This is a genomic window from Schaalia sp. HMT-172, assembly GCF_030644365.1.
GTDB lineage: Bacteria > Actinomycetota > Actinomycetes > Actinomycetales > Actinomycetaceae > Pauljensenia.
This window is the reverse complement of sequence record NZ_CP130058.1, coordinates 1511102-1531020: the sequence shown is the minus strand read 5'-3', so window position 1 is coordinate 1531020 and position 19919 is coordinate 1511102. Positions and strand designations below refer to the sequence as shown.

Sequence of the window (19919 nt, the reverse complement as noted above, 5' to 3'; positions counted from 1 at the left end):
CTAGTCGCTCGTGACCTCGTCGAGGTCGGAGCGAGCCGTGTTGACCAGCGGGATCTCGAAGTCGGTCATCGCGGCCATCCACTTGGCGAAGGAGTGGTCCCCCCGCTCGCGCAGCTGGAGGTACAGGTTCGTGGCCAGCTCCTTGCGTATCTCGTCGTACACGGGCACGGTGTACACGTTGTTCATCTCGGCGGGATCGAGGCGCAGGTCGTAGAGCTCGTTGATCGACTCGGGGTTGATGACGAGCTTGAAGTCCTTCGTGCGCAGCATGCGCTGCTGGAGGGGGAAGTGGTGACCGTGGAACTCGCACACGATGTCCTCGCGCCAGCCGTCGACGGCTTCGCCGCGCGTGAGGTCCACGATCGAGCGCCCGTCCTCCACGAGGGAGGTATCCAGGCCAGCGATGTCGAGCACCGTGGCCGGCAGGTCGATGAGGGAGACGAACGCGTCCGAGCGGCCCACCGTTGAGACGCCGGGGATGTGAGCGATGAAGGGCACGTTGTAGATGTCGTCGTACATCATCGGGCCCTTGTCGTTGAGCCGGTGCGAGCCCGTGAACTCCCCGTGGTCCGCGCAGAAGAAGACCGCCGTGTCCTCCAGGATGCCCAGCTCGCGCGCCACATCCATGATGCGCCCGATCTCGAAGTCGATCATGGCTGTGTAACCCCAGTAGACCGCGATGAGCTTCCTCCACTGCTCGTTCGTGAACGAGGAGGTGGACCAGTAGGTGGCGTAGTTCTGCTGGATTGGGGGCTTGCCGATGAGTGAGTCGCCGAAGTTCTGAGGCAGCTCCACGAGGTCGGGGTCGATCAAGTCGAACCACTCGTCGGGCAGGAAGTAGGGCAGGTGGGGGCCGAAGAAGTGCACGTCCAGGCAGAAGGGTTGACCCGAGTCCTTCCAGTCGGCCGCGTACTCACGCAGCTTTTCGATCGCGCGGTCGGCGAGGAAACGCTCGAAGGTAGCCTCCTCGGGCTGGTCGAGGCGGGCGGCGATGATGTGGCCGTCGCGCCCGCCCGGGAGCTTGCCGCGCCACAGGTCGTGGGCGCGCACGGGCGGGAGGTTGTTGGCGCGGAGCCAGGCGACGTACTTCTCGTTGGCGACCGGGTTTTCGGCGCCCCAGTAGGTGTCGTCGTCCGCGCCGAACTTGTCGGGCAGGTTGTATCCGCAGTGGTACTTGCCGACGATGCCGACGTTGTAGCCGGCGTCGCGCAGCTCCTGCGTGTAGGTCCACGTGCCCTCGGGGATCGAGACCTGGTAGGCGATGTTCCACTCGGGGTTGGCGAGCACCTGGTGCTTGCCCGGGCGCTTACCCGTCATGAGGGAGGCCCGCGCCGGGGTGCAAATCGCCGTGGGCGTGAAGCAATTCGTGAAGGCGAAGCCCGATTCGCCCATCGAGTCGATGACGGGGGTGTGGGCGTGCGGGTTGCCCAGGCAGCCGATCGTGTCGGTGCGGTGCTGGTCGGTCATGATGACCAGGACGTTGCGCACGTTATCGGGAATATCCCGCGTCGTGTCAGCCATTGGATTCTCTCTTTCGTCAGTGGAAGTGGTGCCGCTTCGGCGTTACTGGGAGACGACCTTGTCCATGTCTTCGAGCTGGGCGCCGCTGGTTTCGGTCAGGTACTTCGCGGTGAAGATGACGGCCAGGACGCCGAAGGCGCAGTAGATCCAGTAGGTGCCGGCGGGCGACCAGCCGATGAGGAAGGGGAAGAGGAGGACGACCAGGAAGTTGACGAGGAAATCCGCGCCCGAAGCCAGCGACATGGCGCCGCCGCGGATCGAGTTGGGGAACATTTCACCCATGACGATGGAGAAGATCGGACCCCACGAGGAGGTGAATCCCAGGAGAAAGGTACACAGGGCGGCGACCGCCAGGAAAGCCAGGACGGGGGAGTGGGCGACGTCGGGCTTGCCGTCGACGGTGGGAGCGATCGTGAAGACGGTAGCAACGACGCCCAGGGACACGAAGATGAGCGTGCCTCCGTAGACGAGCATGCGCTTGCGCCCGACCTTGTCCACGAGCATGATGCCCGTGACGACGCCGACGATCTTGAAGCCCGTGATCAGCAGGGTCTGGGCCAGGGCCATCGACTCGGTGAAGCCGACCGCCGCGAACAGGGAGTTGGAGTAGAAGAACACCCCGTTGATGCCGGTGAGCTGCTGGAACGCGGCGATCGCCATACCGATGAAGACGAGGCCGCGCCACTTCGAGGAGAGGATCTGCCCGATCGTGAGCTTGGCGCCGCCCGTGGCGGTCAGGGAGTCCGCGATGGCGGCGACGCGCGCGGAAGGGTCCTCTTCGCCGCTGACCGCCTCGAGCACCGACTCGGCCTCCTTCGTGCGTCCCACCGAGACGAGGTAGCGCGGCGACTCGGGGATCGTCGCCGTGAAAATGACGAAGAGGAGCGCCGGAATGATGAGGCAGGCGAAGAGGACCTGCCAGGTCATGAGACCGGCGAAGGCCGGCTGGGCGGCGCCACCGGTGATGGCCACGACGCCGGTGTTAATGAGGCCCGCGAAGAACAGGCCGAGGATGATGGCCAGCTGTCGAAAACCGATGAGGCGGCCGCGGATGTCGGCCGGGGCGATCTCGGCGACATAGCCGGGGGCGACCGTCGTTGCCGCGCCGAAGCCGATGCCGCCGACGATGCGGGTCACGAGCAGGAATGGGTAGCCGAAGCTGCCCAGGAGGGGAGAGATCGGGCCGAGGAGGGCCTCGAAAAGGAGGAAGGGGCCGACCCACATGAGGGTCGTCTTGCGGCCGATCTTGTCGGAGATGCGTCCTGCGGCGAGCGCGCCGATGAGGCCACCGATGACGCCTGCCGCGCCGGCGACTCCCTGGAGGATGGGGCCGAGCTCGAAGGTGGTGCCGACCGCCTTGATAGCGGCGTTGAGGACCATGCCCTCGAAGCCGTAGAAGAAGGGGCCGAGGGTTGCGATGAGCGCCAGCCTCGTGGCGTAGCGCCTCGCCCGCTTCTCGCGGGGTGTGAGTGTCAGTGTCGATGACATGTCTTCGTCCTTGAAGGTTGTGAGATGCGCCCGCGCCTGCCGTGTGCGCATTCCTCACGCTACGCCCCCGATTTTGTGTCCGAAGTTACGGACATAAAGAAAAGCTGTGAGCTGGATAACAGTATGGGGTTAGCGTTGCTGCAGGACGAACTCCGGATCCGGGGCGCTCGTCACCTCAACCGAATCCGCCTCGATAATCAGCGCCTTATTGCCCCGCACGCGCAGCGTCCCACTCACGCGCACCCAACTGTCCGCCGCGGGAACCGGACCATCCCACCGCACCGCAAAACCGATCGCGTATGCGTCCGCCGCGCAACACCAGATCGCCATGCGCGCCACGGCGAAACTCTCCTCCGACGTCAGGCGCGGGATCGACGCCTGGCCGCGCGCCGACGCCTCGCTCATCACGAAGCCCGTCAGCTCCACGCGCTGCCCGTCGTGCACCTTCCCCTGAGACGACAGCTCCTCAATCTGCGCCGCGAAGTTCTCCGTCGTCAGCTCCAACGTCCCGCCCGACGAGGCCTGGGCGCCAGAACCGCTCGGGCCCCCGCTCTGGTCGGCCGACTGTGCGCCCGCTCCCGCGCTCGCGGGCTCCTTGGAGGGGGATTCCTCGGAGGGGGATTCCTCGGCCTGCTCCCCGGTGCCTGCCCCAGCCTCGTCCCCCGCATCGCCAGCGCGAGCGCTCAGCGTCGTCGACGCCAACTCCGAAGGAGACACGTGGAAGGGGAGCACGAGCATGAGAGCCGCCAGGACCGCGACGACGCAGCGCGTCAGGCCCCTGCGCGACGAGGCGGACCCATGGACATGCCCACCCTCGCCCGCGCCCAAACGCGACGACAACGCCAACGAACACGCCAGCAAGGCGACGCCCGACAGGGTGATCCCCAGGCGCGCCGACGGCGGCACGAACGAGCCGTAGCGACCCGACAGCGCCATCCACACCAGCGCCGCCCCCAAACCAGCCAGTGCGAGGGCCTCCAGCGTCGGAGCGATGCGATCCACGAGCTTCACGACAGGACCCCCATCCACCAGGCGCCGCCGACCACCACGGCGGCAACCACCGTCACCGTCACAAACAGGCGCGCCACGAACGCGCCCCGGAACTGCGAGGCCAACAGCGCCACGTTCTTCACATCCATCATCGGCCCGTACACCATAAAGCCCATCAGAGCCCCCGTCGGCGCCAACGACGCCAACGACCGCGCGATCACCGCGTCAGAGGACGAACACAGGGACAGGGCGAAACCGGCCCCCATCATGAGGGCCAACGCGCCGACCGCCGGTAGTCCCGACAGTAGCGACGACACCGGCCACGCCACCTGTGCCATCGTCGAGGCCACTACGCCCCCCAGCAGGAACGGCAGAATCCGCCCGAAGGAGCGCCCCGTCGCCGCCAACACGCCAGAGATGCTCCGGTCGGGCAGCTCGCACCCGTCCCCGCAGCAACACGCATCCGGCCCGTGATCTGCGCCCGGACGGCCCTCCTCGCGCAGCGCCGTCGGGGGAGCGACCAGCATGGACAGGCCCACGCACAGGGCGACGACGACGGACGCTCCGACGCGCGCGGCCACCAGCGACCAGGACCCGAATGCGTAGAGGGTCGATGCGATCACCAGCGGATTGATCGCGGGCGAGGCCAACATGAGCGTCGTCGCCGCTGATAGGGGGACGCCCTTACGAAGCAGAGAACGAAAAATCGGAACGGCAGAACAGTCACACACGGGCAGCGCGAAAGCCGCGACAAGGGCGGTCAGCACCGAGGCGAGGGGATTGGTCGGGAAGACCCGCGCGATGAAGGAGGGGGAGACGAAGGCCTCGATCAGCTCGGCGACGAAGACCCCCAGGAGCAGGAAGGGGATCGCCTGTAGCGTCATGCCGACAGCAATCGTCGCGGCCCGCCCGACCGGCACACCCGCGCCCGACAGGGACCCCTGCATCGCCCAGACGATCAGCAGTGCGGCGATCACGCACGCGCCGACGAGCGCACCCCAGGGGCGCGCGGGGCGTTTCGTGTCCGTTTTGCTCACCCCACAACTCTAGTGCAGGGCTCCCCTCTCCCCGCGCACGCGCGCCGGTGCATGCTCCACCCGTCGATTGACGCTGGCCGCGTCCCCTCTCCCCGCGCACGCGCGCCGGTGCGAGGCGGCCGTGGCCGGGCATGTGGGGGAGGCGGGCTGCGCTGTGGGCAGACAGACGCCCGCCCACCGGGCGCGTGAGCGGACGCTTCGCTACACTGGACTTTCGCTACGATCCGGCCCGCTTGCGGGGTATCACCGGGGAGCATCCGGAAGAAAGAGGGCAGCGAGCGCCGGCCACGGCCTCGTCCCCTCCAGTAGAACCGGACGGGAGGGCCCGACACAGCCCCAACGAAGCGGCCGCGCCCGGTGAGGGAGCGGCAAGCGGGGTGGTACCGCGGGTGCCGGCGACGCCGGTCCTCGTCCCTGTACAGGCGCGAGACGAGGACACTCATGACGAAGCACGGCTTCTACCCCCGCCACCGGCAAGACGAGGTGGACCCCAGCCCTTCCTTCCCCACGATGGAAGAGGGCACCCTGGCGTTCTGGGCCAGCAACGACACCTTCCGCAAGTCCATTGAGATGCGCGACGCCGGCGAGAACGGCTCCAACGAATTCGTGTTCTACGACGGCCCGCCTTTCGCCAACGGCCTGCCCCACTACGGTCACCTCCTGACCGGCTACGTCAAGGACGTGGTGGGCCGCTACCAAACCATGAAGGGCCACCGCGTCGAGCGCCGCTTCGGCTGGGACACCCACGGCCTGCCCGCCGAGCTCGAGGCCCAGCGTCAGCTCGGCATCGAGGACGTCACCGAGATCACCCGCGAAGGTGGCATCGGCATCGAGGCGTTCAATGCGGCCTGCCGCTCCTCCGTCCTGCGCTACACGAAGGAATGGGAAGAATACGTCACCCGCCAGGCACGTTGGGTCGACTTCGAGAACGACTACAAGACCCTGGACAAGTCCTACACGGAGTCCGTCATCTGGGCCTTCAAGCAGCTCTACGACAAGGACCTGGCCTACCAGGGCCACCGCGTCCTGCCCTACTGCTGGAACGACCGCACGCCGCTGAGCAACCACGAGCTCAAGATGGACGACGACGTGTACCAGGACCGCACCGACAACACCGTGACGGTGGGTCTGCGCCTGGAGCAGAAGCTGCGCGAGGACTCGGCGCGCCCCGAGCTGGCCCTCATCTGGACGACCACGCCGTGGACCCTGCCCTCGAACTCGGCCGTCGCCGTGGGCCCGCAGATCGAATACTCCCTCGTTGAGGTGGCCGCCGACCACGAGGGCAACCTCGCGGGTGAGCGCGTCCTCATCGCCACCGACCTGATCCCCGCCTACGCCAAGGAGCTGGGCGAGGAACCCACCGTCGTGGCCACCTACAAGGGACACGAGCTGGTGGGCATCCACTACCACCCGATCTACGACTACTTCGACACCCCCGAGCGCCGCGCTGAAGGCGCCGCCCCCGGCCCCAACGGCTGGTCCATCATCGCCGCCGACTACGTGACGACCACGGACGGCACCGGCCTCGTCCACCAGGCACCCGCCTTCGGTGAGGACGACATGTGGACGTGTATGGAGTACGGCATCGGCGTGGTCCTGCCCGTCGACGAGGGCGGCGTCTTCACCTCCGAGGTGAGCGACTACGAGGGCATGCAGATCTTCGACGCGAACCGCTACGTGGTCGCCGACCTGCGCGAGCAGGGCGGCCCCATCGCGCGCCGCGCCCCCGAGATCCGCGCCGTGCTGGTGCGCGAGAAGTCCTACGTGCACTCCTACCCGCACTGCTGGCGCTGCCGCAAGCCCCTCATGTACAAGGCCGTGTCCTCGTGGTTCGTCCGCGTCACCGAGATCCGCGACCGCATGGTGGAGCTCAACCAGGAGATCACCTGGACCCCCGCGCACACCAAGGACGGCATCTTCGGCAAGTGGCTGGAGGGCGCCCGCGACTGGTCGATCTCGCGTAACCGCTTCTGGGGCGCGCCGATCCCCGTGTGGGTCTCGGACGATCCGGCCTACCCGCGCACGGACGTCTACGGCTCGATCGCGGAGCTCGAGGCCGACTTCGGCGTGGAGGTCACGGACTTCCACCGTCCTTTCATTGATCAGCTCACGCGCCCGAACCCGGACGATCCGACGGGCAAGTCGACGATGCGTCGTATCTCCGACGTGTTCGACTGCTGGTTCGAGTCCGGCTCGATGCCCTTCGCGCAGGTGCACTACCCGTTCGAGAACCAGGAGTGGTTCGAGAACCACTACCCGGGCGACTTCATCGTCGAGTACATCGGTCAGACGCGCGGCTGGTTCTACACGCTGCACGTCCTGGCGACCGCGCTCTTCGACCGTCCCGCGTTCCGTTCCTGCGTCTCCCACGGCATCGTGCTGGGTGACGACGGCCTGAAGATGAGTAAGTCGCTGCGTAACTACCCAGACGTGGCAGAGGTGTTCAACAAGTACGGTTCCGACGCGATGCGTTGGTTCCTCATGTCGAGCCCGGTCGTACGCGGCGGCAACCTCATCGTCAAGGAGGAGTCGATCCGCGACACGGTGCGTCAGGTGCTGCTGCCGATCTGGAACACGTACTACTTCTTCACGCTGTACGCGGGCGCCTGCAACAAGGGTGAGGGCTACGAGGCCTCTCGTGTCGACCTCTCTTCGCCCGAGGCCGTGGCCGCGTTGGCGCAGATGGATCGCTACCTGCTGGCTCATACCCGTACCCTCGTTGAGGACGTGCGGGGTGCCCTGGATAGCTACGATGTGGCCGGCGCGTGTGAGGCGGTTCGCGACTACCTGGATATCCTGACGAATTGGTACGTTCGTACTCAGCGTCAGCGTTTCTGGGATGAGGACAGTGCAGCGTTCGACGCGCTGTACACGGCTCTCGTGACGCTCATGGAGTTGGCAGCGCCCCTGCTGCCGCTGCTGAGCGAGGAGATCTGGCGCGGCCTGACGGGCGGCGAGTCCGTGCACCTCGTTGACTTCCCGGTCATCGACGAGGCCGTGGACGCCCCCGAGCTGGTCGCAGCCATGGACGAGGTTCGCTCCATCGTGTCGGCCGCCCACGCGCTGCGCAAGACGCATCAGCTGCGCGTGCGCCAGCCGCTGGCCTCCCTGCTGGTCGTGTCCGAGAACTTCGCTGCACTGGAGCCCTTCGCGGACCTGATCGCCTCCGAGGTGAACGTGAAGTCCGTGGTCTTCTCTGCACCGCAGGACTCGGGCCTGAGCGTCCGCACCGAGCTGGCGCTGAACCCGCGTGCCTTCGAACCGGCGGTTCGTAAGCTGACGAGCCAGCTGTTCAAGGCGCAGAAGGCGGGCGAGTGGGAGCTCATGGACGATGGTGCGTGCCGTTTCGCTTCCGTCGAGCTGGATGGGGCGCCGCTGGTGCTCACGGGCGACATGTTCTCGGTGTCCACCTCGGTGGACGCCGCCGAGGGCCAGGTCGCGGACGTGCTGGCGTCGGGTACTTTCGTGGTGCTCGATACGGAGCTGACCCCCGAGCTCGAGGCCGAGGGTTACGCCCGCGACGTCGTGCGCGCCGTTCAGGATGAGCGTAAGAACGCTGGCTTGCACATCGCGGACCGCATCGACCTGTCGCTGACGGTTCCCGCCGATCACGTGGCGGACGTGGAGGCCTGGCGCGACATGATCGCCGCCGAGACCCTCGCGCTGTCTGCGACGGTCGAGGCCGGCGACAAGCTTGCCGTGAGCGTCGCCAAGCACTGAGTGCTGTTGTAGAGGTGGGCGGGCTGCGCGAAGGCGCGGCCCGCCCACTTCTCTATCCGTGGGTACCTCGGTCGAAAACGTGCGATCAGTTTTCTGTCGCCGTCATCTCCTGGTAGCGCTTGAAGAGAATCGTGAGGCGCTGTTCGTTCGTTTCCAGGGCCTTGCGCGCCCCGAAAGCTCGGTCGACCGCGCGATCGAGGATGCGGTGAGCCTTGAGCAGGCTCGGGGCCATCGCCAGCGGGTTGTACATGTCGGCCAGGCTCGCCCCCGGCTGCTCGGCGCGGGCCTCCAGGATGCCCTGGCCGGCCGCGATGATGGCGGCGCGCTGCTTGTCAGAGACCTCGGGCAGCGGCAGGGTGTTCCAGACGATTTTGTTCGAGAAGTTGAGATCAGACTTCAGGCGTCCACCGACGAGCTTCTGCCAGGACATGAACATCGAAGAGCTAATTATTGCGAAGAGGAATCCATCGGGATCAAGAGCTGTGTATACCTTGTCACCGGCGATGACGTCTTCACTCAGATGTGCTGCCGTGTAGAAAAATCGCGTCTCCGACACCACACGGGGGATTGCAACGTATGGCTCAGATGGCTGGTGATTCTCTTGGAAGAGGTGAGCGGTCTGAGCTCCCGCCACCGTTGCCGTCTTCTTTGAGCCTTGTCTAAAAGTGGCGCACGCTCGCACTCGTTCTTTCAAGATGGGGCTACGGTCAATGTCACGAGGATCGAAATCTTCCGTGTGCATCCAGAGGCACCAGCGGTCGAGGCCTCGAACGACCTCGCGGCCCATGCGGAAGGGGCGCAGATACTTCGCTGCGATCGGGTCGGCCGCGACTTGTGGATAGTCCTCTGCCTCCACAATGAGATTCCCGCCGTCTACGGGTTTTGATCCGAAGCGCACTTCTGGAAGATTCGGAGACAGAGGGTGTCTGAGTGCCTTGAGGAAGATATCAGGTCCCTCGACCAGGTAGGGGTTGATGTGCTTGACCGGTAGCGCCTCGGGCTGTGCCTTGAGGGTCGAATATGTGAAGAGCACGGGACGTGCCTTCTCGTGCGGCGCTCCCCGGTCGAAGCCCGTGATGACACAGTGGACGGCAGCAGCCCTCGGGGCCTCGGAGGTCCACGCGAAGGTCTGGTGGGCGAAGCGAATCCGCCAGCCGCCCTCAAGGAGGGGGCGGAAGAGGGCCGCGACGGGTGCGCCCTGCGCGATCGAGTTGGTTGAGACGAAGGCGAAGCGACCGCCTCGCGGAACAGCGTGGAAGTACTGGGAAGCCTTGATGAACCAGCCGGTCACGTAGTCCAGGTAGCCGTCGTAGCCATCGCCCCATACGACGCGCAGATCGTCGGTCTGCTGCTCGGATCGCATGTGCTGGCCGATAAATGGTGGATTGCCGACGATCCTGACGGATGCGGAGGGCGTGCAGACTTGCGTCCAATCTTCGCGCAGCGCGTTGCCGATCATGATGTGGGCGGACGTGCTGAGGGGAAGGATCGAGGGGGCCTGGCCGAGGAGGCGCTCCATCTCGCGATTCGCCTGGTGGTGAGCGAGGTGCAGGGCGGTCTGCGCGATCCGTGCCGGCCACTCCTCGATCTCGATGCCGAAAAAGTGATCCAGCTGGACCGTGATCTCAGCATGTTCTCCACGGTCGTCGAAGAACATCGTGGCCTGGAACTCGTCGTTATTCTTGCGGGCGAGTTCCAGCTCCCGGATACGCACCAGGATCTCGGTGTCCAGGCGACGCAGCTCTCGGTAGGCGACGACCAGGAAGTTGCCGCAGCCACACGCGGGATCCATGATCCGTAGTTCTCTTAGCTCCTGACGGAGCTCCTTGAGTTTGGTGAGATCGTGCGTGTGTTCTGCGAAGCGCTCACGCAGGTCGTCGAGGAAGAGTGGACCAAGCGTCTTGAGGATGTTTGTCTCGCTGGTGTAGTGTTCGCCGAGCTCGCGGCGTGCCTCGGGGGACTTGACGGCTTGGAAGAGCGATCCGAAGACGGCGGGGCTGATGCCCGACCAGTCGAAGGCGCACGCGCGCATGAGCTCGTCACGCATCGTGGAGGAGAAGCTGGGGATGCTGAGGGGCTCCGCGAAGATCCCACCGTTGACGTACGGGAAACGCGCGGTCAGCTCGTCCAGGGTCGACTGACGGCGCTCCACGTGTGTGTTCAGCGTCTGGTAGAGGAGCGCGAGCTGCGCGCCGAGGTCGCTGCCGTCTTCACGAGTTCGGGTCACGAGAAACTCCGTGAACAGGTCGCGTTCCCACAGGCCTGCGTCGTCACCGTAGAGACAAAAAAGGGTGCGGATGAGGAAGATGGAGGCCTCGTGGTCGCTGTAGCCCGACCCGTCCAGGGCCTCGTAGAGGTCGGCCATGACGCGGGCGGCCCGAATCGAGGCCTCCTCCTGCTCGCGCGAACCGACCTGAACCATGCCATATCCAGCGAGGAACTTCAGGTCGTCGACATGATCGGGAAGTTGGGCGAGTCGAAACTCCGTGCGCCCGGTATCTTCCGAACCGTCAGTTGCCATCTTACTGTCGAGATCGACGATCCGGATGCGTCGGAAGTCGCTGATGATGAGGAGGCGCGGAGTCTCGACGTCGGTGAGATCGTGGATGTAATCGAGAGCCTGCTCCTCGGCCTTGTCGAGATCCTTCCCCGCGGACTTCATCTCGATGAGCGCCTTGCCCGGGATGAGGGCGTCGATATAGCCCTGACGTCCCGTCGACGCTCGGTTCGAACGCCTCTCGTAGGCGATAGCTTTGTGTTGAGTAATGCCAAAACACTGCATGAGCTCGCGCATGAACTCATGGCCTTCCTGTTTCTCATCACCTACGCAATCGCTCCACTCGTGAGCAAACTTCGCGCAATTTTTGCGGATTGCATTGAGTGAGAGCGTTGCGGGCATGGGCGACTCCTGGTTGTCGACGGCAATGGGCGCGAGAATTACTCGGCGTCGGTTAGGTACTCAGTATATCGACACTTGACAGTTTGTTGGTACGTGACGTGGCAAGAGATTGTTGTTTCCATGTTCTTCGCTAACAAACTATGACACATACAAAATTCGTACTAATTGGCCGCGGTCACCGTCATTAGACAGTCCGTGCGAGCGACGTCGTGCCCGAACTGAGAAGAGGCAAGGGTTTGCTGCGTGAAGTGGGGCGTCCCGCGTGAACGGAGCAAGGAGCGCAGACACGTCCTAGTATTCGACATCGGACGGCAGTTTCACGCCCGCGTCGCGCAGGCACTCCAGGTGCGGCTCGACCGAGGAGAGATACGGAGAAAGGACGGGATTCGCGTCCGGGTCGATGAAGGACTCGAGGTAGTCCTCCAGCGGGAACTGCGTGGCGAAGAGAGTCTGACACAGCTCGAGGCTGTTGACCGACTTGACGACCATCGTCGGGTCGGCGGCGCTCGTGTATCGCTTGACCCGCGGCCACCGTGTGTCGTCGATCGTCCACTGCTGCGGAGAGGGAGCCTCACCCGGGATCACGATGGGGCGCCGGCGCAGCCGTGTGCGCCGCCGCGCCACAGACTGGATGAATCCCATCTGGAGGATTGCACCCGATCGGGAGCACTCGACCCATGAGGGAGCGTGACGCCAGGGGTAATGGTGGGGGTTTTGCACCACTAGGAGCATCCTGTCGGCGTGTCGCCGGCGTGTCGCGCCTCTATTGGTGCAATTCCCCCCGTTTGCTGGCGGTGACGTCGCGGTTCGGGGCGATGTGGGCACAACGGCGTCCGGCCTGGTGTGTCGCTCGCACGTGAACCCGCTATTGCGTGCGCTAACCGGCTATATCGCACGTCAACCCGCTATTCCGCGTCTGGGTGGGGCTGCCCACGCTCACATTAGCGGGTTAACGTGCGCATTAGCGGACCCATGCTCGCATTAGCGGGCCCAGGCGCGGATCAGAGGGCCCGCGTGCGAGGCGTCGGGCCCACGCGCGCGTTGCTGGCGCTCGCTCGGAGCAGTTTCGCATGCAATTCGATTGAGTGAATGTTCAACAGTGTCTACAAACGTTGCAATTCCAACGATGCGAATGCGTGGCGCGACACAGGGTCGGGGGAATTGCATGCGACATTCTTCGATAGCCCGTCCAATGGGAGTCATGCGCTGCCGCCGACGGCGCAGACGCTGCCGCCGACGGTGGAGCAGTCGGTGGCGCCGCCGATGGAGCAGACGGTGGCGTACCAGAGGCCTGGCATGGTGGGCACCGTCGGCGCTGGCGAACTGCCCCTGAACCCGAGTGTCCATACCCGGCCACTCGTTCGCCCACACATCAGGTACGTGGGGGCATTCACGCCCCACGATGAAACAATCCCCGTCAATGTGGGTTGTCCCGTGCCAGCAAGCCGAAAAGTCGCGACAAAACCGACACGTTACGTCCTGAAACCCCGACACAGCGCCCGCCCTGGCGCGCGAGGGCGACAGGGCGGGTACCACAGGAATGGTGCGAGCTCCTGAAGGTCAGGCGGGCGGCTGGGGGATGCCGAGCTCCATCGATAGGCGCGAGAGGGGAGAAACCTGCTCGTCGGCGGGCTGTGCATCGTCGGCCGACGGCTCGTCGCCAGCGGGCGCTTGCGCGGAGACCTCGTCGGTGTCCGGCGCGGCCTCCTGGGAGGCCGGTGTGTCGCTGACGGCAGGCTGTGCATCCTCGGCGGGCGCCTGGGCCTGAGCGACGGGCCGTTCCTGCGCGTCTTCGTCCGAGGCAAACAGCTCCTCAGCGGCAGGCTGTGCATCCTCGGCGGGCGCCTGGGCCTGTGCGACGGGTGTGTCGCTGACGGCAGGCTGTGCATCCTCGGCGGGCGCCTGGGCCTCGGCGACGGGCCGTTCCTGCGCGTCTTCGTCCGAGGCGAACAGCTCCTCAGCGGCAGGCTGCGCCTCGTCGGTCGGCGGCTCGTCGCCAGCGGGCGCTTGCGCGGAGACCTCGTCGGTGTCCGGCGCGGCCTCCTGGGAGGCCGACGTGTCGCTGACGGCGGGCTCTTCCTTGGCTGTGGGCGCGGGCAGGTGCATCATGATCTCCATGGAGTCCATGAGCTGACCCATCGACTTGTTGTACTTCTCGTAGTCGGTGTCGCGGAACTCGTCGTTGACGGCAGCCACGGACACGTTGACGAATTGCACCTGATTGTAGAAGCTGATCATCAGGGGCGCGGTAATGACCGTCGAGATGCCACGCAGCATGATGTTGCGGTCCTCGGCGATGGTGAGGATTTCCTCGGGGGTGCCGATCTCGACGGGCTTGCCGTCCACCAGGACCTCGGGATCGGAAAAGTAGCGGTAGGCCCCATACACGGCGAGGAGCAGCTGCTCCCACGCGACGCGATAGGTCAGGGTAAAGGTGGATTGGATCCAGCCGTCTTCCTCGTGTTCACCAACGAGTAGCATGTTGATTCCTTAGCGTTGTCACATTGCGCGATGCCGCGCTGTGTGCGGCATCCTATCAGAGAGGTTGGCCCGCCGAGCATGAGGACAGGCGATGACCGTGCCCCGCCCCGGCCTCGTTGATGAACCCGGCATTGCTGTCCAAGATAACGCGCTGTGGCCGGTGGATGCCTTCACGCGGATTGGTCATGAACACCTGGATAGGTTATGAACATCTGGATAGGTTAATAACCTATCCGTATCCGAATAACCTATCCGCATGCGCGCAACCTATCCGCATGAGTGAGCGTCAACCGGGAAACAACAGCTTTCCAACCAGCTGCGGTGTGGAGCAAACCTCGTGGTAGGCGGGAAATGAGGTTACTGGTGCTCAGCGGACCGCGTCGATCGTCGCCTTGGCGGTCCTCAGGTCGACGCCCGTGCGGTCCTTGTAGGCCTTGACCGCGCTGAAGAGCTCACCGGCCGCCACCAGGTCGAGCTCCGCACTCGTCAGCTCCAGGCCAGCGGACGGGGCCTTGGGCACCGCGTCGATCGCCGCTTTCGCGGTCTTCAGGTCGACGCCGGTGCGCCCCTTGTAGGACTGGATCGCCGCGATCTTGCGACCCGCGGCCACCATGTCGAGTTCGGCGGCGCTCAGCTCCGGGAACGAGGCCGTGGCAGGGGAAGGCGCGGCGGCGGTAGAAGGGGGCGCGGTGGGAGCCGCGGCCTCGGGAGTAGGCGAGGGCCCGGCCAGGGCCGTGATGCCGGCGTCGGCGTAGGCCGCGCGCAGGCGCGCCTCAAGGGTCGCCACCTGTTCCTTGAGTCGGCGGTTCTCGGCGCGCAGCTCCTCGATCTCGTTTGCCTGACCAAACCACTTACCCACGTGTTACCTCCATGAAGGGATCGAAGCGATGGGCACAATCCTAACGGTCCGCTCGTGGAAGCAAGGAGTAACCGCCTCCCGGAGGTCCCGAGCGTCGGCGCACGACCCGAGCGAGGTACCCCGGCCTCGTCGATGACGGCTCGCGAACAGTACGCGCGAACGCGCCGTGACTGGCACAACAGGCCGCCCGCGCCGCGCGGGCCGGTAAAATGGCCGGGACAGCGCGAGAAGTGGAGGACACATGGCAGGCGAATCGTTCTTCGGGCAAGACCCCGCCCACGACGACCAGCGCGGCGGAATCCCGGCCGACCTGATCCCGTACCTGGAAGCGGCCGACGAGGCCGAGGACACCCAGGCGGGGGAGACGAGCGACCCGCAGGCCGAGGAGAGCGAACGCGAGGCCGCCCTGCGCGCCCTCGTGGAGAACTCCCTGTTGCTGGGCCCTGACCCCTCCGTGCTCGCAGAGATCGAGGGCGAGGTGGACGAGGACTTCGCCGACGACGCCGCCGAGGCACGCGACGAGCGCGCTTCCCATGAGGCCGCTCTCGCCCGCGCCGAGGAAGACATGGCCCTCGACGAACGTGTGCAGGAGATCTACCGCTCCATCGTCGCGCGCGCCCCCGAACACGACATCGATCCCACGCTCGACCGTGTGAAGCTCGCCCTGGACATCCTGGGCGACCCGCAGCGTTCCTACCCGTCGATCCACATCACGGGCACCAACGGCAAGACCTCCACGTCGCGCATGATCGACTCGCTGCTCGCCGCTTTCGGCATGAAGACGGGCCGCTTCACGAGCCCGCATCTGCTCGACGTGCGCGAACGCATCTCCCTGGAGGGCCTCCCGATCACGCGCGAGGGATTCGTGCGCGCCTGGGAGGACGTCGCCCCGTACATCGCCATGGTCGACGAGCGTAGCCAGGAGGAAGGCGGACCGCGCCTGTCCTTCTTCGAGGTCTTCACGATCATGGCCTACGCGGCCTTCGCGGATTACCCTGTGGACGCCGCCGTCGTCGAGGTCGGCATGGGCGGGCGCTGGGACGCCACGAACGTCATTGATGCGGGCGTCTCCGTCATCACGCCAATCGCCCTGGACCACACGAAGTGGCTGGGCTCCACGATCGAGGAAATCGCGCGCGAAAAGGCCGGCATCATCAAGCCCGGCCAGATCGTCGTCATCATGGCTCAGGAAGAGGCCGTCCTCAACATCCTCCTCGAGCAGGCGCGCTCCGTGGACGCCATCGCCCGCGTTGAGGGGCGCGACTTCGAGGTCGTGGGCCGCCAGATGGGGGTCGGCGGCCAGATGGTTACGATCCGCACGCCCTCCGCGATCTACGAGGACGTCTTCGTCCCCCTGTTCGGGCAGTATCAGGCGCACAACGCGGCCGCTGCCCTGGTCGCCGTCGAGGCATTCATGGGCGGACGCGGCCTGGACGGGCGCATCGTCGAGCAGGGCCTCATGAACGCCTCCAGCCCGGGGCGCATGCAGGTGGTGCGGCATTCGCCCACGATCATCGTGGACGCCGCCCACAATCCCGCGGGCGCGGCCACCCTGCGCGAGGCCGTGGAGTCCTCCTTCGCCTTCGCGCGCATCGCGGGCGTGTATTCGGCGATGGGCGACAAAGACGTCGAAGGCGTCCTGTCCGAGGTCGAGCCCTTCGTCGACCACCTCGTCGTCACCCAGATGCCGGGCGAGCGCGCCGCTGACCTGGCGCGCCTGGCCGAGATCGCCGAGGAGGTCTTCGGGCCCGACCGGGTAGACGTGCGCGAATCGCTGGCCGACGCGGTCGATCGTGCAGCAGAGATCGCCGAGGCAGGGGCCGAGCCCGCGGATCGTAGCGGAGTCCTGGTGTTTGGCTCGGTCATGCTGGCCGGGGAAATGCTCAAGCTGGCGGGCCACAGCCCGCGATGAGCCGATTATCGATTGAGGCGGTCGCCCTGTGGCGGCCGCCTCAGTTGGGTTTTTCTGTGGAACGTGGCACGATTATCTCGACTACAAGAACAGATGAGCACAGTGCAAGGAGGCATCATGAAGAAGCTCGTCAATGACGTCCACGCCGTCGTGCGCGAAACCCTGGAAGGTTTCGCCCTGGCCCACCCCGACCTCGTCGATGTCCACTACTCGCCGGACTTCGTGACCCGTCACGCCCCCAAGGCCGAAGGCAAGGTCGGCCTGGTCTCAGGCGGCGGATCCGGACACGAGCCCCTGCACGCCGGTTTCGTGGGTGAGGGAATGCTGGACGCGGCCGTGCCAGGCGCAGTCTTCACCTCGCCCACCCCCGACCCGATCCTGGAGGCCACGAAGGCCGCCGACCGCGGCGCGGGCGTCCTGCATATCGTTAAGAACTACACGGGCGACGTCCTCAACTTCGAGACCGCCGCCGAGCTGGCCGACATGGAGGACATTCAGGTCGCCACCGTCGTCGTCAACGACGACGTGGCCGTCGAGGACTCCCTGTACACGGCGGGACGCCGCGGCGTCGCCGGAACGATCTTCGTGGAAAAGATAGCGGGCGCCGCGGCAGAGCGCGGCGACTCTCTCGAGGAGGTCACCCGCATCGCGACCAAGGTCAACGACCAGACCCGCTCCATGGGCCTGGCGCTGGGCCCCTGCACCGTGCCCCACGCCGGCAAGCCCTCCTTCGACCTGGGCGAGGACGAAATCGAGCTGGGCATCGGCATCCACGGCGAACCCGGATACCGCCGCGGCTCCATGGAGAGCGCCGACGCGCTGGTCGCGGAGCTCTACGAGCGCGTGCGCGCCGACCTGGGCCTGACCGAAGGTGAGCGCGTCGTCGCCCTCGTCAACGGCATGGGCGGCACCCCCATCTCCGAGCTCTACATCTGCTTCCGTGCCCTCGCTGCCCTCCTGAAGAAGGACGGTATCGAGATCGCCCGCCAGATGGTCGGCAACTACGTCACCAGCCTGGAGATGCCCGGCGTGTCCGTGACCCTCATGCGCGCCGACGACGAGCTCCTCGAGCTCTTCGACGCGCCCGTGGCGACGGTGGCCTGGAAGTAAACGCCCGAGCGGAAGGAGCGAGACGATGAGCGTTGACGCAGCGTGGGCCCTGCGATGGATCGAGGCCTCGGCGGCCACGGTCGCTCAGAACCGGGACTACCTGGTGGACCTGGACCGGGCCATCGGGGACGGCGACCACGGAGAAAACATGGACCGGGGCTTCACCGCCGCCGTTGCTGCCCTGCGCGAAGCCCAGCCGGGCACCGTCGCCGAGGTACTCAAATTGGTCGCTAAGACCCTGATGTCCACGGTCGGCGGTGCCGCCGGCCCCCTGTACGGGACCGCGTTCCTGCGCGCATCGAAGGCGGCGGGCGGCGGCAACCTGGACGGCGCCGGCGTCGTCGCGCTCATCGAGGCAGCCCTGGGGGGCATCCAGGCGCGCGGCAAGGCCACCGCGGGCGAAAAAACCATGGTGGACGCGTGGACGCCGGCCCTCGAGGCCGCCCGCGCGGCCGCGGAAGGGGGCGCCGACGCGGCTGACGTCCTGGACGCCGCGGCGACGGCAGCCGAGGCCGGGGCGGCCGCAACGAAGCCCCTGCGCGCCACGAAGGGACGCGCCTCCTACCTGGGCGAACGCTCCGTCGGACACCTGGACCCCGGGGCGGTCTCGACCTCCCTCATCCTGCGTGCCGCCGCGCGCGCCGCAGTCGAGGGCGGTGCCGCATGAGCGTGCGCGTCGCCTTCGTTATCGTCTCGCATTCCGCCTCCCTGGCTGTCGGCGTGTGCGAACTCGCCGCACAGATGGCCCCCGACGTGCCCTTCACAGCCGCCGGCGGAACCGACGACGGTCGCATCGGCACCTCTTACGACCGCGTGGAGGCGGCCCTGGAGGCCGCGCTCGGCGCGGTCGAGGGGGAGGGCAGCGGCGTTGTCGTACTCACCGACCTCGGATCGGCCACGATGACCGTCGAATCCGCCATCGACATGAGCGACGAGCCCGAGCGCGTGCGCTTCGTGGACACCGCCCTCGTCGAGGGCGCCGTCGCAGCCTCCGTGCGCGCCCAACTCGGCGACAGCCTCAGCCAGGTCGCCGAAGTCGCTGCCTCCGTGGCCCCGCACATCGAGGCCATCCCTGCCCCGGAGGCGCCCAAGGACCCCGTGCCCCTCATCAGCGGGGACTCGGGACAGGCCCCGGCCTCGTCGCTGTGGGCGTCCGCGGACGCCGTCGTCGCAGACCCCGTGGGCCTGCACGCGCGCCCGGCGGCCGCCTTCGTGCGACTGGCCGGCACCTTCGATGCGGAGGTGAGCGTCAACGGGGCGGACGGCGGGTCCGTGCTCGACCTCATGGCTCTGGGTGTCGCGCAGGGCGACACGGTCCATATCGAAGCAAATGGGGCCGACGCCACAGCTGCTGTTGCTGCCTTGGCGGATATGCTTGAAAGCGCTAACGCACCACTGTGACAATCAAAGGAGACAACGTGAGCGCTAAGAGTGTTCTGCTGGAGCCCCAGCACCTTCTCGACCCCGACCTCGAGCACACCCTCATCGTCGTGAAGCCCGACGGCTACGCGCGCGGCCTGACCGGCGAGATCCTGCGCCGCATCGAGGCAAAGGGCTACACGATCAAGGGCCTGAAGCTCATGGTCGCCTCCCGCGAGCTGCTCGCCGAGCACTACGCCGACCATAAGGACAAGCCCTTCTTCGAGGGACTCCTGGAGTTCATGAGCTCCGGCCCCGTCGTCGCCATGATCGTCGAGGGCCAGCGCGTCGTCGAGGGCATGCGCGTCCTCATGGGGTCCACCGACCCGACGACCGCCCCCGCTGGCACGATCCGCGGCGACCTGGGCCGCGCCTGGAACAGCCCCCACATGGAGAACCTGATCCACGGCTCGGACTCCGTGGATAACGCAAAGCGCGAAATCTCCCTGTGGTTCCCGGAGATTTACTGAGGGGCCGGTAACC

The 19919-nt window shown here is 66.3% G+C and carries 14 protein-coding genes; 6 read left to right on the top strand and 8 right to left on the bottom strand.

Annotated features, from left to right (window positions below):
• From QU663_RS06430 to QU663_RS06415, 4 genes are all read right to left on the bottom strand, one after another.
• Nucleotides 1-1521, bottom strand: a complete 1521-nt coding sequence (locus QU663_RS06430) for a sulfatase-like hydrolase/transferase (protein ID WP_021612269.1) — start codon at nt 1519-1521, stop codon at nt 1-3.
• A gap of 42 nt (nt 1522-1563) precedes the next feature.
• Nucleotides 1564-3009 carry a sugar porter family MFS transporter gene (locus QU663_RS06425; protein WP_232210941.1) on the bottom strand — a complete coding sequence of 482 codons (1446 nt, stop codon included), beginning with the start codon at nt 3007-3009 and terminating at the stop codon, nt 1564-1566.
• A 129-nt stretch (nt 3010-3138) separates the two neighbouring features.
• Nucleotides 3139-4020 (bottom strand): TIGR03943 family protein, encoded by an 882-nt coding sequence (locus tag QU663_RS06420; protein WP_021612271.1) that lies wholly within the window; start codon nt 4018-4020, stop codon nt 3139-3141.
• Nucleotides 4017-5036, bottom strand: coding sequence for a permease (locus QU663_RS06415; protein WP_021612272.1), 1020 nt, complete (start codon nt 5034-5036; stop codon nt 4017-4019). Before QU663_RS06415 ends, QU663_RS06420 begins: the two co-directional genes overlap by 4 nt.
• A 441-nt stretch (nt 5037-5477) precedes the next feature.
• Here QU663_RS06415 and ileS point away from each other — a divergent pair, with 441 nt between their 5' ends.
• Nucleotides 5478-8756 carry an isoleucine--tRNA ligase gene (gene ileS / locus QU663_RS06410; RefSeq protein ID WP_021612274.1) on the top strand — a complete coding sequence of 1093 codons (3279 nt, stop codon included), beginning with the start codon at nt 5478-5480 and terminating at the stop codon, nt 8754-8756.
• An 85-nt stretch (nt 8757-8841) separates the two neighbouring features.
• Here the strand turns inward: ileS and QU663_RS06405 are convergent, their stop codons facing one another.
• From QU663_RS06405 to QU663_RS06390, 4 genes are all read right to left on the bottom strand, one after another.
• On the bottom strand, nt 8842-11655 hold the full coding sequence (locus QU663_RS06405; protein ID WP_021612275.1) for a DNA methyltransferase: 2814 nt from the start codon (nt 11653-11655) through the stop codon (nt 8842-8844).
• A gap of 291 nt (nt 11656-11946) precedes the next feature.
• Complete coding sequence (locus tag QU663_RS06400) at nt 11947-12297, bottom strand: hypothetical protein (RefSeq protein ID WP_021612276.1); 351 nt, start codon at nt 12295-12297, stop codon at nt 11947-11949.
• Between the two features lie 918 nt (nt 12298-13215).
• The gene (locus QU663_RS06395) at nt 13216-14136 is read right to left on the bottom strand and encodes a hypothetical protein (protein ID WP_304990525.1); all 921 of its coding nucleotides are present in this window, start codon (nt 14134-14136) and stop codon (nt 13216-13218) included.
• Between the two features lie 367 nt (nt 14137-14503).
• Nucleotides 14504-14995, bottom strand: a complete 492-nt coding sequence (locus QU663_RS06390; protein ID WP_021611035.1) for a hypothetical protein — start codon at nt 14993-14995, stop codon at nt 14504-14506.
• 241 nt (nt 14996-15236) lie between these two features.
• Here QU663_RS06390 and QU663_RS06385 point away from each other — a divergent pair, with 241 nt between their 5' ends.
• The 5 genes from QU663_RS06385 to ndk all read left to right on the top strand — a co-directional run bounded on the left by QU663_RS06385 (nt 15237) and on the right by ndk (nt 19906).
• Nucleotides 15237-16907 (top strand): folylpolyglutamate synthase/dihydrofolate synthase family protein, encoded by a 1671-nt coding sequence (locus tag QU663_RS06385; protein WP_021611037.1) that lies wholly within the window; start codon nt 15237-15239, stop codon nt 16905-16907.
• Between the two features lie 117 nt (nt 16908-17024).
• Nucleotides 17025-18017, top strand: coding sequence for a dihydroxyacetone kinase subunit DhaK (gene dhaK / locus QU663_RS06380; protein ID WP_034480432.1), 993 nt, complete (start codon nt 17025-17027; stop codon nt 18015-18017).
• A gap of 25 nt (nt 18018-18042) precedes the next feature.
• Nucleotides 18043-18684 (top strand): dihydroxyacetone kinase subunit DhaL, encoded by a 642-nt coding sequence (dhaL, locus tag QU663_RS06375; protein WP_304990524.1) that lies wholly within the window; start codon nt 18043-18045, stop codon nt 18682-18684.
• Nucleotides 18681-19418 carry a dihydroxyacetone kinase phosphoryl donor subunit DhaM gene (dhaM, locus tag QU663_RS06370; RefSeq protein ID WP_021611886.1) on the top strand — a complete coding sequence of 246 codons (738 nt, stop codon included), beginning with the start codon at nt 18681-18683 and terminating at the stop codon, nt 19416-19418. Before dhaL ends, dhaM begins: the two co-directional genes overlap by 4 nt.
• 17 nt (nt 19419-19435) lie before the next feature.
• Nucleotides 19436-19906 (top strand): nucleoside-diphosphate kinase, encoded by a 471-nt coding sequence (gene ndk, locus QU663_RS06365; RefSeq protein WP_009055505.1) that lies wholly within the window; start codon nt 19436-19438, stop codon nt 19904-19906.
• Nucleotides 19907-19919: the final 13 nt, after the last annotated feature.

Excerpts from the sequence above, each read along its gene's own strand:
- QU663_RS06430 (WP_021612269.1), bottom strand. The coding sequence starts at position 1,521 with ATGGCTGACACGACGCGGGATATTCCCGATAACGTGCGCAACGTCCTG.
- QU663_RS06425 (WP_232210941.1), bottom strand. The coding sequence starts at position 3,009 with ATGTCATCGACACTGACACTCACACCCCGCGAGAAGCGGGCGAGGCGC.
- ileS (WP_021612274.1), top strand. The coding sequence starts at position 5,478 with ATGACGAAGCACGGCTTCTACCCCCGCCACCGGCAAGACGAGGTGGAC.
- QU663_RS06405 (WP_021612275.1), bottom strand. The coding sequence starts at position 11,655 with ATGCCCGCAACGCTCTCACTCAATGCAATCCGCAAAAATTGCGCGAAG.
- QU663_RS06400 (WP_021612276.1), bottom strand. The coding sequence starts at position 12,297 with ATGGGATTCATCCAGTCTGTGGCGCGGCGGCGCACACGGCTGCGCCGG.
- QU663_RS06395 (WP_304990525.1), bottom strand. The coding sequence starts at position 14,136 with ATGCTACTCGTTGGTGAACACGAGGAAGACGGCTGGATCCAATCCACC.
- QU663_RS06385 (WP_021611037.1), top strand. The coding sequence starts at position 15,237 with ATGGCAGGCGAATCGTTCTTCGGGCAAGACCCCGCCCACGACGACCAG.
- dhaK (WP_034480432.1), top strand. The coding sequence starts at position 17,025 with ATGAAGAAGCTCGTCAATGACGTCCACGCCGTCGTGCGCGAAACCCTG.
- dhaL (WP_304990524.1), top strand. The coding sequence starts at position 18,043 with ATGAGCGTTGACGCAGCGTGGGCCCTGCGATGGATCGAGGCCTCGGCG.
- dhaM (WP_021611886.1), top strand. The coding sequence starts at position 18,681 with ATGAGCGTGCGCGTCGCCTTCGTTATCGTCTCGCATTCCGCCTCCCTG.